The organism is Uliginosibacterium silvisoli (genome assembly GCF_036017035.1).
Classification (GTDB): domain Bacteria; phylum Pseudomonadota; class Gammaproteobacteria; order Burkholderiales; family Rhodocyclaceae; genus Viridibacterium; species Viridibacterium silvisoli.
Map to the genome: position 1 here is coordinate 323,345 of NZ_JAYXHS010000004.1, position 13,444 is coordinate 336,788.

A 13,444-nucleotide genomic window follows, 5' to 3' on the forward strand; every position below is an offset into this window, starting at 1 on the left:
AGACTCTCCGCCTGGGGCGGAAAGAAGACGGGAAGAGGCGATGCTATCCACACTCGAAAGACCTGCTACGCCTGCACATGCAGGGCCACAGCAGGCAGAACAGGCCACTTTGAAGGTTCTCACCGTGAATGTGCACAAGGGCTTCACGGTCTTCAACCGCAAATTCATCCTGCCCGAACTGCGGGATGCCGTGCGTGCCGAGCACGTCGACATCGTGTTCCTGCAGGAAGTGCAGGGGAGCCACGAGCATCACGCCGCGCGCTTCACCAACTGGCCGGAGCTGCCGCAATACGAATTCCTCGCCGATCAGATCTGGAAGGATTTCGCCTATGGCAAGAATGCGGTGTATCCGCACGGCCATCATGGCAATGCGGTGCTGTCGAAATTTCCCATCGTCGCCTACGAGAATCGCGACGTGTCGATGAACACGCACGAGAAGCGCGGCCTGCTTCATTGCGAGATCAAGTTGCCGGGCCATGCCGAGCACCTGCATGCGATATGCGCGCATCTCGGCTTGCGCGAAGACCATCGCCAGAAGCAGTTGCAGCTGATGGGCAAGATCATCGACACGCAGATTCCCGCGACCGCGCCCATCATCGTCGCGGGCGATTTCAATGACTGGCGCATGCGCGGTCATTCCGTGATCCTGCAGCGCCTGCGTCTGCACGAGGTGTTTGCCGGCAACCACGGCAAGCCCGCGCGTACCTTCCCGGCGCGCTGGCCTCGTCTGCGGCTCGACCGCATCTACACACGCAACCTCGTCTCGAGCAAGGCGCAGGTGCTTTCCTCGCGGCCCTGGTCGCATCTATCCGATCACGCAGCACTCAGCGCGGAGGTGTCGCTATGAACAGCGCGACGATGAACCTGGCGAGCACTCACGCGGCTCACCCCGAGCCGGCCGGTAGTCTCTACTGGAAGTCCGGGCACGATCTGCGCCTGCTTGAAAATGGCGAGGAGTTTTATCCGCGCGTCTTCGAGGCTATTCGCGGCGCTCGCAGCGAGGTCTTGATCGAGACCTTCATCCTCTTTGAAGACAAGGTTGGTCGTGAGTTGCAGCAAGTCCTCATCGATGCAGCGCAGCGTGGCTTGCGTGTTGAGCTGACCGTGGATGCCTTCGGCTCTCCCGATCTCTCGCCGGACTTCGTCGGCGCTGTGACCGGAGCGGGCGTGGTGCTGCACATCTTCGACCCCAAGCCGAAAGTGCTGGGCTTCCGCACAAACATGTGGCGGCGCCTGCACCGCAAGCTGATCACCATCGATCGCGAGATCGCCTTCGTGGGCGGCATCAATTTTTCTTTCGATCACCTTGCCGAGTCCGGCCCGGAGGCCAAGCAGGATTATGCGGTGGAGATAAAGGGGCCGGTCGTGGAGGACATCCACCTGTTCCTCGAATCGGCAATCAGCGGCAAGCCGATGAAGCACACTCGTCAGGCGCGCCGCGAAGCACGCAGGGCCGGCCTGCCGGACGAAGACTCCTGCTCGCTGCTGTTCGTGACGCGCGACAACGGCAACCACCCGACCGATATCGAGCAGCACTACCGTGCGGCGATTCGCTCGGCGAAGCGTGAAGTGGTGATTGCCAATGCCTACTTCTTTCCCGGCTTTCGCATGATGCGGGAATTGCGCGCTGCCGCGCGCCGCGGTGTGCGCGTCGTATTGATCCTGCAAGGGCAGGCCGATACACCTCTGGCGAAATGGGCACCGCGCATGTTATTCAACTACCTGCTCAAGGCCGGGGTCGAGATTCACGAATACTGCGAGCGGCCGCTGCACGGCAAGGTGGCGGTTGTCGATTCGCATTGGGCAACCGTCGGGTCAAGCAACCTCGACCCCTTGAGCCTGTCGTTCAATCTCGAATCGAACGTCTTCATCGTTGACCGGCGATTCAACAACTTCCTGCGCGGACGCCTGGAAGTGCTGCTGGAGAATCATTGCCGGCAGGTCACGGCCGAGCACTATGAGCACACCAATGTGCGCGCCTTTCTGGCCTTCCTTGCCTTTCATTTCATGCGTCGCTTTCCCGCCCTGGCGAGCTGGGTACCGCATCACCCACCGCATGTAGAGACGGTGCGCAATGAGGCTGGTTGCGTCAGCACCAGTCGCAGGCCCTGCGATGGCGCCGATGGCCAGCGCAACGCGCGCGTGCAGGAAGTGCAAGCATGATGAACATGAGACGACTGAGCCTGCCCAGCATGGACTTCTCCGCACTCAAGAATCGCATCGACTGGGTGAAGGCCGGCAAGGTCGTGACCTTCGGCCTGCTGGCTGCAGCCGCAGTCATGATCATCTTCTATGCACGCAACATAGACTGGAACGCCGTAGCCCGGGCGCTGAAAAGCTATTCGGCACGCGAGATCGCCTTTGCCGGTGCGCTCACGGCATGTAGCTTCCTGACCTACAGCTGCTTCGATCTGTTCGGCAGACACTACACCGGCTACGAGCTCAGGACTGCGCGCGTGATGCTCATTACCGCCATCAGCTACGCCTTCAATCTCACCCTGGGCTCGATTGTCGGTGCGGCCGGCATGCGCCTGCGCCTGTATCAGCAGATCGGCGTCAAGGCGGGGGACGTAGGGCGCATCATCCTGATCAGCGTCGGCATCAACTGGCTGGGCTATGCGTTAGTCGCTGGCGTGTTGTTCGTAGCAGGGCTGATCCAGCTGCCTCCGGACTGGGAGGTGAATGCGCGAACCCTGCCCATTCTTGGCTGGGCACTGATCGCCGTGGTTGCAAGCTACATCGGCGCGAGCATCTTCTATGGCGATCGTGGTTTCACCGTGCGTGGTCGTGAGGTATGCCTGCCAAAGACCGGGGCGGCTGTTCTGCAACTCGTGCTCGCCAGCTGCAACTGGATGATCATGGGTGGCGTGCTCTACTGCCTGATGCAGCAGAAGGTGACCTACGCCCTGACCCTGGCGGTCGTAATGGTCTCCAGTGTTGCCGGCATCATCTCGCGCATTCCGGGGGGCATTGGCGTACTCGAAGCAGTCTCCATTGCCATCCTGGCGCCGCAGCTCACGGAAGCGCGTGTGCTGGCCGGTGTGCTCGCCTATCGGGCCATCTACTACCTTGCCCCGCTGGTGCTCGCAACAGGCGGCTTCCTGGCGCTGCAAGCGGCTGATCGCGGCCAGGCTGCTTCCGCAGCAGAGTAGTCGGTCGCAAGACCGCTGAGGCCCCGGGAGGCTGGATGCAATACCTCGATCTCGTTCAGTGGCCAGCCATGCTGCTTACCGTTATTGCCGCATGGCTGGTCGGCTCAAGGCAGCGGAGCAGACGCGAGGTGGGCTTCAGGGTGTTTCTGCTGAGCAACGTCCTGTGGGTCGTATGGGGCGTGCACGACGAGGCTTACGCGCTGATCATGCTTCAGCTTGCGCTTGCGGCCATAAACATCCGCAGCGCGCAGAAGAATGAACAAGGTTCCGCAACGTAGTCAAAGCTGAGCGCCGAACAAGGAGAGGAAGTGTTCGATGGCTTTCTCTTGCAGCGGCCGCGCCTGCCACTCTTCAAACGTAATGGCAGTCGACCGCGCAAGGTCCTTGTCAAAAAGGGCGCTCGCTTTGGCGGCGAAAGCATGGTCGTAGATGTTGAGATTCGCCTCGTCGTTGAGGCGGAAGGAGCGGTTGTCGAAATTGGTCGAGCCAACCGAGACCAGAAGCTCATCAACGATCATGACCTTGCAGTGATACATGGTCGGTGCGTATTCACGGATTTCGACGCCCGCGGCCAGCAATTCGCCCCAACGGGCACGTGACGCCCTGCGGACAATCTCTGTATCGGTGTGAGGCCCGGGCGTGATGATCTGGATCTTCACGCCGCGCGCTCTCGCTGCAATCAATGCGCGTATCGACAGTTCATCCGGCACGAAGTAGGCGTTGGCGAGACGGATGCTCTTCTCCGCAGCTGCGATGGACAACAGGTACATGAGCTGCATGCTGTCGGCGCCGCCCGAAGGCGAGCTGCTGAACATCTGCGCCTTCACATTGCCGCGCGGGGCCACCTGCGGGAAGTAATCCGAACCATGCAGAACGCGGCCGGTTGCCTTGGCCCAGTTGTCCTCGAATACCGCCTGAAATTGCGAGGCGACCGGCCCCTCGATGCGGAAGTGGGAGTCCCGCCAGTGCTCGGGGTCCTGCGCGTCGCCGGTCCATTCATCCGCAATGCCGACACCACCCGTAAACGCGACCTGTCCGTCGACCACCAGCAGCTTGCGATGGGTGCGGTTGTTCATGCGCGTCAGCGTGTACCAGCTGGGCTTGTGATAGCGCTCAACCTCGACGCCGGCGTCGCGCATGGCGCTGAGCAAGCTCTCATCCATCTTCGCGCTGCCAACCCAGTCGAGCAGCACATGTGTCTTGACGCCTGCGCGCGCACGCTCTGCCAGGGCTTGTGCAAACGCCTGGCCTATCTCGCCCGACCAGTAGATGTAGGTCTCGAAGCTGATCGTCTTGCGCGCGCCGTGGATCGCCTTGAGCATGGCTGGAAATATCTCCTTGCCATTCTCGAGTTGCTCCGCGTGGTTGCCTTCGAGTATCGCCGGCCCCAGTAAGACGCCCATGGATTGCATGAACTGCGGATCATTGACGCCATAGAGATGCGCCACGTCATGCGCGATGTGCTGTTCGCCGATCATGAAATTTGCAGCGACCAGGGTGGTGCCGAGGGTCAGCAGTGCCGTGGCAATAACGGTTTTGCGCAGCGTAGTCGTTCTTTTCGCGTGCAGACCCTGCGGTCGTGTGGTGGGCATCCGCATCTCTTGCCTGGCTCATGGCCTTCTTGTCATTGAGCCTCTTGCTGTGCAATCGACGTGCCCGCAAGAGACCCCTGCGGGAACGCTTTCTGCGGCTTCATACATGTTTCCTGTGTATGGAGAATTGTCATGTCACTCATTGTCGCTGCGCGTTTCACCACCTTCGCCGAAGCAGAAAATGCGGCGAGTATCCTGTTCGGGAACGGTTTCGAGGAATCGGATGTTTCCATCTTTTTTGTCAATCCACCGGGCATGCACAATCGCTTGCCAACGGGTGGCGACGAGTACGCCGACCGCGTCGCCAAGGGGGCACATATGCCCATGATCATCGGTGCCGGTATTGGCGCCGCAATAGGGGTCGCGGCGAGTGCCTTGCTGATCGGCTTGCTCGAACTGAGTCCGGTCGTTGCTGCGATCGCCATCGGTATCGGCACCTACATCGGCTCTCTGGTAGGGGCGCTCAACGGCATGCGCGTGATACCGCAGTTGCGCGCACCTGGCACGGCGCTGGATGTGCGACATGCCGGCGTCCTGCTGGCTGTGCACGTCACGCTGGAGAATGAGGCGTTTGCTTCGAACCTGCTCAAGAATCACGGTGGTGATGATGTAGAGCGCGCCAGCGGGCGCTGGAGCGAAGGGCGCTGGGTGGACTTCGATCCGGTGGTGCCGCCAGTGCTCAGCGACAAGGTCACGCCAAGCCACGCCTGAGCTCAGGCAGCAAGAAAAACGAAGGCCCGCGTTGCGGGCCGTTCGTGTTTGCTTGCTGCAGGGGTCTGAGGGGCAGGGTTCTGAGGCCTAGTTGCCTTCGGCTTCTTCGGCAGGGCTGATGATCTTGTCAGGTGCAATATCCTGCTCTGTCTGGCTGGGGGCAACGGATTCGACGGATGAGCGTTCGCCGGTGCCCGTCGAAGTGTCGGACTCCTGTGCATCACTGCCAAGCACGTCACTGGCCGAGTCTGATGTGTCGCCAGGGCCATATTCGTTATGACGCTGTGGAACGATCTCGATTGCTTCCGGATCAAGTAATGAAGACATGTGCGTTCTCCTTCTGGATGGTGTTCAACCGATAGTGGGTTCGGCTACAGAAGGTTCAGCAATCGCCATGCCTCTCCGCGAACGGCATCGCACAAACAAAAAGAGCTGCCCGCAGGCAGCTCTTCTCGTTTCCAGCCTTGCCGGATTACATGCTCTGGATGGTGCTCAACAGCGAGCGTTGCTTGTCTGTGGTGACAAAGCGGTCGTACACCGGACGCATGGCTTGCTGGAACGGGCCCTTGTCGACACCGGTGACGAACTGGCAACCGGCTTCGATGAGCGACTTGCGGGCAGCGCCTTCGCGATCGGCCCAGAAGCGACGCATCTGCGGCACGGATTCCTTTGCAGCCTGGCGGATGATCTTCTGGTCTTCCTCGCTGAGGCCGTCCCAGCTCTTTTTCGAGAACACGAGCACGTCCGGCGCCATCGAGTGATCGGTGTGCGAGAAGTGCTTGAACACCTGGGAGTGCTTGAAGCTCTCATAGGCGAGCAGGTTGTTCTCGGCCGCGTCGATCAGGCCCATCTTTGCGCCGTTGATGATTTCGTCGATCGACATTGGCGTTGCCGTCGCGCCCATGGCATTGGCCACGGCGATCCACAGATCGGACTGCGGCACGCGCAGCTTCATGCCACGCACATCGGCGATCGAACGGATCGGCTTGTTGGTGTAGATACAGCGCACGCCACTGTCGTAGAACGCGAGGCCGACATAGCCTTCGTTGAGACAGGAGGCGAGGATCGCTTCACCCGGCGCGCCATCCAGCGCCCGCTGCATGTGCGAGATATCGCGGAACAGGAAGGGCAGGGTGGGGATGATGGTTTCCGGGCAGCTCTTGTTGAGCGGCGAGATGTTGATGCGCGCCATGTCGAGCGCACCGGTCTTCATCTGTTCGAGTGCTTCCTTTTCCGAACCGAAAGAACCGCTCGCATAGACCTTCAGCGAGATGCGGCCATTGGTGCGCTGGCTGAGCAGCTCGCTCATGGCCTTGAGGGCGCGCACGGTGGGGAAGTCGTCGCTCTGGATGTCGGCGACGCGCAACTGCACTTTCTGCGATGCGCTGGCATCGACGCGGTAGATCGACAGGGCACGCACGATTTCGCGGCTCATGCTCGACATGCGGCCTATGGCTTCAGCAGAAGCTGCGGCAGCGGCGGAATTCTGCTCGCTCATCTGCGCCATCTGTTCGATGTTCTGCGCGATGGCCGTGCTGCCTGCCTGTTGCTCGCGGATGGCGCCGGAGATGTCTTCCACCACGTTGGCCGCGGCGGTCGAGCCGTCCTTGATGCGATCGATGGATTCGCCAGCCGCGCGGGCATTGTCGACACCGCTCTCGACGGCCTCTTCAGTCGTCACCATGCTCGTTACCGCGAGCTTGGCGCTGTCCTGCATGCGGCCCAGCAGGCTACTGATTTCCTGGGTGGATTTGGCCGTGCGTTCGGCCAGCTTGCGCACTTCGTCAGCCACCACGGCAAAGCCACGGCCCTGCTCGCCGGCGCGCGCAGCTTCAATGGCGGCATTGAGCGCCAGCAAGTTGGTCTGCTCGGCGATTTCGCGAATCATCTTGGCAACGGTCGAGATGCTGTCGCAATCCGAACGCAGCGCCTTGATGCGGCCAGCGGCTTCGCGAACCGAATCGGAAATGGTCTGGATGCCGGTCAGCGTGGTGACGATCACCTCGGAGCTGTGCTCGGCGATGTTGCGCGATTCCTGCGTGTGCGAGCTGGCGTCCTTGGCCTGCTGCGCCACCATGGAAATGCTGACGGTCATCTCTTCGACCGAAGCAGCCATATTGGTCGAGGCATCGCTCTGCATCTGCGAGTTGCGCGCGATCTTGCGTGAGGAGCGATCGACCTCTTCGGTTACATCCAGCATCTGTGCTGTCGATGCCTGGATTTCCATGAAACTGCCACGCAGTTTGGCCAGCAGGCGGTTGTAAGCGTCAACGATGCGGCCCAGCTCGTCGCTGGACGAAAAGCGGATTGATTCGGTGAAGTCGAGTTTGTCAGCGGTGCGAGTAATCGCTTTTTGGACGTCTTCCAGAGGCTTGACGATGGCGCGCCCCATGAACCATCCCATCGTGGCCATCACTCCGACACCGAGCAGGCCCATGACGATGGTCAGGGTTCTCGTTCCTGAGAGTTGTTCCTTGGCTGCGCCGGAGACCGACGCCAGTGCATCAGACAAGCCCCACAGGGAGACGATGGTGACGGTGGCAGTAGTCAGCAGTGCAACACAAACGAGCAAAAATATCTTGCGGGTAATGGTCATCCCATTTCTCCAGCTTCTTGAAAACGGACAGCCTCCTCCGGTCGGGCGACGACACCACGCGTGCGTGTGGCGGGCGTCACCTCGGGCTGTGAGGTTCAACGGCCGAAGGCGCGCCAAGCTTTAACCGGGGTTGCCTTGCAGGCAGTCAGCGCTTCAGCGAGCGTGGCGGAAAGCAAAACGGCGTAGTGACGGGGGTTTCAGAGGAAAAGTTCGCGTCTGGAGCGGCGCGCGGAAGGAAAACAGGGCGCAATGCTGTTAAAGGTTTTACTGTTGTTTGCATTCACACAGCGAAAGGGCGCGACGCATGGGCGACGCCCTCCCGCCAAAGTGTGACAAACCGCACAGCGAGCAGTGTTTCAGACGGGCTTGGGCTGATTGGTGCTGGCTGCCGTGCGGCGCGGCACGAGGTCGGCGTCGAGCAGGCGCTCGATGCGTGCGAAGACCTCGAAGCGTGAGAAAGGCTTCTTCATGAAATCATCGGCACCGATGCGGGTACCGAAGAATTGCTCGGTCGCCTGCTCGTTGCCGCTGATCATGATGATGGGCACGTCTTTGGTGGCGGGATCGCGACGCAGCATGCGCAAGGCGGCAAAGCCGTTCATGCCGGGCAGCACGATGTCGAGGAAGATCAGCTCGGGGTTCTCGGTGCGGGCAATCTCGATGCCTTTCTCGGCATCGCCCGCTTCGAGCGTGATGTAGCCGGCTGAACGCAGGAAGCGCTTCAGCGCAGCGACGATGGTGGGGGAGTCGTCGATGATGAGTGCGCGCGTCCCCTCGCGCGCATCACGACGTTTCCGGCTACGGCGATCGCCAATCCTGCCAGGATTATCGAGCGCTGCTTCCTGCTCTTCGACGCGCGGCTCGCCGGACTTGGCGAAAATCGTCTTGAATGTTTTGAAGATACTCACAGCTGCATTACTCCTTCTCTCTCCCCCGAGACATCCGGCTTACAGCGCTTGTTGTATCTGAGCAGCTTCGTCGAAACCGCTTCTACAACTGATCGGCCCTCAGCAACAGCACCATTTCGTCCTGGGCGGACTGGCTGAGCCAGACTGCCTCCAGCGCAGGAAATGCCGCTTCGAACTCCGCACGGTTATAACCGACTTCGATGATCAGGATGCCATCCGGTTTCAGATAGCGGCCCGCCTGGGCAATGATACGCCGCACGATGTCCATGCCATCCGCGCCTGCCCCAAGAGACATCGCCGGCTCATGACGATATTCGTCGGGCAGGTTATCGACCGATTCCTGGGTCACGTAAGGTGGGTTGGAAATGATCAGGTCGTAGCGGCGCTGATCGTCGGCGAGGGCATCGAACACGTCGGACTCTATGAGATTGACGCGGTCCTGCAGGCCGTAGTCCTCGACATTGATGGCGGCGACGTCGAGCGCGTCCGGCGAGAGGTCAATGGCATCGATCTCCGCATAGGGGTAGCGATGCGCCATGAGGATCGCAAGGCAGCCGCTGCCAGTACACAAGTCCAGCGCATGCGTCACGGCCTCGTCATCGGGAATCCACGGTCCGAGGCCGCCTTCCAGCAGTTCCGCGCAGAACGAGCGGGGCACGATGACGCGCTCATCGACATAGAAGCGGAACTGGCCGAGCCAGGCTTCGCGCGTGAGGTAGGCCGCCGGAATGCGTTCGTCGCTGCGACGATGGATGATGTCGATGACTTCGCCGCGCTCTTCCGCCGGAATGCAGGCATCGAGAAAAGGGTCGAGGCGATCCAGCGGCAGATGCAGGGTGTGCAGTACGAGGTAGACGGCCTCGTCATAAGCATCCTGCAAGCCGTGGCCGAAGAAGATTTTCTTGCGATTGAAGCGACTGGTGGCGTAGCGCACCAGGTCGCGTACTGTGATCAGTTCGTCAGCGGGTGAGTGCTGATGGTCGTGGCTATGGTCATGACCGCAGTCATCGCCGCACGCATCAGTGTGTTCGTGCTCGTCGTGGTTGTGCATGGTGTTCGGGGGTTCTCAGGAGCACGAAAAGTTGGGTTGTCTGAACCGACGTTCAGGTCGGCTCTTCCATGTGCAGGGTGAAGGAGCTGAAGGAGGCGCCATCCTCCTCCGTCGATTCAAACTCGACGAGGGAAGCGGAGTCGCCCGGTGTGATCAGCGCGTGATCATCCTTCGACTGCGAATTGTTCACCAGCCAGGAGAAGTTCGTAGGCGAATCCGAATTCAGCAGCGCTTCGTCCAGCGTGATGATGTTTTCGCGATAGAGGCGATACAGGTCTTGTTCGAAGGTTTGTGAGCCTGGGGCAAGCGACTGCTCCATGGCTTCCTTCACGCCATTGAATTCGCCGCGCTCGATCAGATCGGCAATGTGGCGCGTGTTGTTCAGAACCTCGACGGCCGGGATACGGCTGCCGTCGGGCAGGCGTACCAGGCGCTGCGACACGACGGAGCGCAGGGAGACTGAAAGGTCGAGGTACAGCAACGCGCGATTCTCCAGCGGGAAGAAGCTGGAGATGCGATTGAGGGCGTGATACGAGTTGTTGGCGTGCAAAGTCGCTACGACGAGGTGGCCAGACTGTGCATACGAGATGGCCAGCTTCATCGTTTCCAGATCGCGGATTTCACCGATCAGGATGACATCGGGTGCCTGGCGCAGCGCATTCTTCAGCGCATCGTTCCAGGTATGGCTGTCGAAGCCGACTTCACGCTGATTGACGATGGAGCGTTTGTGCTGGAACAGGTACTCGATCGGATCTTCGACTGTCAGGATGTGGCCCGTCGCATTCGTATTGCGATGGTCCAGCATCGAGGCAATGGTGGTGGACTTGCCCGAGCCGGTGGCGCCTACAACGAGCACCAGACCGCGCTTCTCCATGATGATTTCTTCCAGCACCGGGGGCAGCCCCAGGGTGTGCAGCGGAGGAATGTCGCTCTGGATGAAGCGCACCACGATACCGATGCTGGAGCGCTGCCAGAAGAAGTTGATACGGAAGTTGCCGACGTCCTTGCGGCCAAAGGATACGTTCAGCTCGCGATCCTTCTCGAAGCGCGCGACCTGCTCGGCCGTCAGCATTTCGTAACCCATCTTCTGGATCACGGCGGGTTCCATGATCTGCTGGTTGATGGGCACGATGGCGCCATTGATCTTGATATGGATCGGCGCGCCGGCGGACACGAAAATGTCCGACGCCTGGCGCTCCGCCATGAGCTGGAACAGACGATCAAAAATCATGGCAACTCCCCAGTTCTTGGATTATCAGGGCAGCTACGCCGCCCCGATGTAGCTTCCCATCACCGATTCGTAGGGGTGAGAGTCCGTCTCACCCCTCCATGCTTCAGTCGCGCAGCAACTCGTTGATCGAGGTTTTGGCACGCGTCTGGGCATCCACACGCTTCACGATGACAGCGCAATACAGTGAATACTTGCCGTCAGCCGAAGGCAGGTTACCAGACACCACCACCGAGCCCGATGGAATGCGACCGTAGGTGATTTCACCGGTAGCGCGGTCGTAGATCTTCGTGCTCTTGCCGATATACACACCCATCGAAATGACGGAGTTTTCTTCGACGATCACGCCTTCCACGACTTCCGAACGGGCGCCGATGAAGCAGTTGTCTTCGATGATGGTCGGGTTGGCTTGGAGCGGCTCGAGCACGCCACCGATACCGACGCCACCCGAAAGGTGCACGTTCTTGCCGATCTGCGCGCACGAACCGACCGTTGCCCATGTGTCGACCATCGTGCCCTCATCGACATACGCGCCGATATTGACGTAGGAGGGCATCAGCACCACGTTGCGGCCGATGAAAGTACCTTTGCGCGCGACCGCTGAAGGCACGACACGGAAACCACCATTGCGGAAGTCCTGTTCCGAGTAGTCTGCGAACTTGGTCGGCACCTTGTCAAAGTAACGGATGTCGCCGCTGTTCACGACGCGATTGTCGTGGGTGCGGAAGTACAACAGCACGGCCTTCTTGATCCACTGGTGGGTCACCCACTCGCCATTGATCTTCTCGGCAACGCGCAGCTTGCCGCTGTCCAGGTCGGAGATGACGGTCGCGATTGCCGCGGCCAACTGTGGTTCGGCGCAGCCATGAGTAATCTCGGCGCGGCGTTCGAAAGCTTCGTTGATCAGGCCTTCCAGTGGGTGTGACATGGTGTTCCTTCTTTTCTGACTGATAGTTCTTGGGGTGGATTGCTCGAAAAACCTTACTTGCAGACTTATTTGCAGAATCTGACGATGCGCTCAGCCGCCTCGATACATGGAGCGACGTTGTCGACCAGGGCAATGCGTACAAAACCCTTGCCGGGATTGATGCCGTAGGCCTCACGCGCCAGGTACTGGCCGGGCAGCACCGTGACATGCGTCTGCGCAAACAGCGCGCGGGCGAATTCGGCGTCGTCGCCGGGTGTCCGCGCCCACAAGTAAAAGGCCGCGTCCGGCATCTTCACGTCGAGCACGGGAGCCAGCATCGGCACCAGCGTCTCGAACTTCTCGCGGTACTGGCGGCGATTCTCGATGACGTGCTGTTCATCATTCCAGGCTGCAATGCTGGCGAGTTGTACCGTCTGGCTCATCGCGCAGCCGTGGTAGGTGCGATACAGCAGGAATTTCTTGAGGATGGCCGCGTCACCTGCCACGAAGCCCGAGCGCAGGCCGGGCACGTTGGAACGCTTCGACAGACTGTGGAACACGACCAGGCGCGGGAAGCCTTCGCGCCCCAATTGCTGTGCCGCCTGCAAGGCGCCCAGCGGTGGATGGGCTTCGTCGAAATAGATCTCGGAATAACATTCGTCGGCGGCAATCACGAAGCCGTACTTGTCCGACAGTGCAAACAGCTCACGCCATTCATCCAGGCTCAGCACGCGGCCGGTCGGGTTGCCCGGCGAACAGACGAACAGCAACTGGACGCGCGACCATTGCTCCGCGCTGAGGCTGTCGAGGTCGAAACCGAAATTGTTTTCCGGCGTCTGGTTGAGGAATACCGGCTCGGCACCGGCCAGCAAGGCCGCGCCTTCATAGATCTGATAGAAGGGGTTCGGGCTCCCGACCAAAGCACCGGGTTTTGAAGCGTCCACGACACATTGGGCAAAGGCGAACAAAGCCTCCCGCGTACCATTGACCGGCAATACCTGCGTGGCCGGATTGATCGCTGAGACTTCGAAACGGCGCTGCAGCCACTGTGCAATCGACTCGCGCAAGGCATCGACACCAAGCGTGGTCGGATAGATTGAAAGGCCGCCGAGGGAATCGACAAGCGCCTGCTTCACCAGCTGTGGGGTTTCGTGCTGCGGCTCGCCGATGGACAGGCGGATAGGCGACAAGGCTGGCGGCGTAATCCCGGCAAACAGGGCGCGCAGCTTTTCAAAAGGGTAGGGATGAAGCGTGTCGAGAAGAGGGTTCACGGCGGGATTCACAGGCGGAAGCTCGATC

At 60.4% G+C, this 13,444-nt stretch carries 13 protein-coding genes; 5 read left to right on the plus strand and 8 right to left on the minus strand.

The features are described from left to right. Positions 1-40 precede the first annotated feature (40 nt). From VVD49_RS19320 to VVD49_RS19335, 4 genes are read left to right on the plus strand one after another with little or no spacing between them, the layout of a single operon-like run. On the plus strand, positions 41-847 hold the full coding sequence (locus tag VVD49_RS19320) for an endonuclease/exonuclease/phosphatase family protein (protein ID WP_327600866.1): 807 nt from the start codon (positions 41-43) through the stop codon (positions 845-847). After that, positions 844-2,163: a cardiolipin synthase ClsB gene (gene clsB, locus VVD49_RS19325; protein ID WP_327600867.1), complete on the plus strand. Its 1,320-nt coding sequence runs from the start codon at positions 844-846 to the stop codon at positions 2,161-2,163. Before VVD49_RS19320 ends, clsB begins: the two co-directional genes overlap by 4 nt. Continuing rightward, positions 2,160-3,152 carry a lysylphosphatidylglycerol synthase domain-containing protein gene (locus VVD49_RS19330; RefSeq protein WP_327600868.1) on the plus strand — a complete coding sequence of 331 codons (993 nt, stop codon included), beginning with the start codon at positions 2,160-2,162 and terminating at the stop codon, positions 3,150-3,152. Before clsB ends, VVD49_RS19330 begins: the two co-directional genes overlap by 4 nt. Positions 3,153-3,187: 35 nt before the next feature. After that, entirely contained in the window at positions 3,188-3,430 is a 243-nt protein-coding gene (locus tag VVD49_RS19335; protein WP_327600869.1) for a hypothetical protein, read from the plus strand. Here the strand turns inward: VVD49_RS19335 and cls are convergent, their stop codons facing one another. After that, entirely contained in the window at positions 3,431-4,744 is a 1,314-nt protein-coding gene (cls, locus tag VVD49_RS19340; protein ID WP_327600870.1) for a cardiolipin synthase, read from the minus strand. Between the two features lie 132 nt (positions 4,745-4,876). Here cls and VVD49_RS19345 point away from each other — a divergent pair, with 132 nt between their 5' ends. Further along, positions 4,877-5,455, plus strand: a complete 579-nt coding sequence (locus VVD49_RS19345) for a hypothetical protein (RefSeq protein WP_327600871.1) — start codon at positions 4,877-4,879, stop codon at positions 5,453-5,455. An 87-nt stretch (positions 5,456-5,542) separates the two neighbouring features. Here VVD49_RS19345 and VVD49_RS19350 read toward each other — a convergent pair whose 3' ends face one another. The 7 genes from VVD49_RS19350 to dapC form a co-directional block, all read right to left on the minus strand. Continuing rightward, positions 5,543-5,782, minus strand: coding sequence for a hypothetical protein (locus tag VVD49_RS19350; protein WP_327600872.1), 240 nt, complete (start codon positions 5,780-5,782; stop codon positions 5,543-5,545). A 145-nt stretch (positions 5,783-5,927) separates the two neighbouring features. Beyond that, entirely contained in the window at positions 5,928-8,051 is a 2,124-nt protein-coding gene (dctP, locus tag VVD49_RS19355) for a TRAP transporter substrate-binding protein DctP (RefSeq protein WP_327600873.1), read from the minus strand. Between the two features lie 356 nt (positions 8,052-8,407). Further along, positions 8,408-8,959, minus strand: a complete 552-nt coding sequence (locus VVD49_RS19360; RefSeq protein WP_327600874.1) for a response regulator — start codon at positions 8,957-8,959, stop codon at positions 8,408-8,410. An 82-nt stretch (positions 8,960-9,041) separates the two neighbouring features. Further along, on the minus strand, positions 9,042-10,010 hold the full coding sequence (prmB, locus tag VVD49_RS19365) for a 50S ribosomal protein L3 N(5)-glutamine methyltransferase (RefSeq protein WP_327600875.1): 969 nt from the start codon (positions 10,008-10,010) through the stop codon (positions 9,042-9,044). 52 nt (positions 10,011-10,062) lie between these two features. Next, entirely contained in the window at positions 10,063-11,241 is a 1,179-nt protein-coding gene (locus tag VVD49_RS19370) for a PilT/PilU family type 4a pilus ATPase (RefSeq protein ID WP_327600876.1), read from the minus strand. Between the two features lie 103 nt (positions 11,242-11,344). Next, positions 11,345-12,166 carry a 2,3,4,5-tetrahydropyridine-2,6-dicarboxylate N-succinyltransferase gene (gene dapD, locus VVD49_RS19375; RefSeq protein ID WP_327600877.1) on the minus strand — a complete coding sequence of 274 codons (822 nt, stop codon included), beginning with the start codon at positions 12,164-12,166 and terminating at the stop codon, positions 11,345-11,347. Positions 12,167-12,231: 65 nt separating this feature from the next. After that, a complete protein-coding gene (gene dapC / locus VVD49_RS19380) occupies positions 12,232-13,416 on the minus strand; it encodes a succinyldiaminopimelate transaminase (protein ID WP_327600878.1) in 1,185 nt (394 codons plus the stop codon). Between the last annotated feature and the right edge of the window lie 28 nt (positions 13,417-13,444).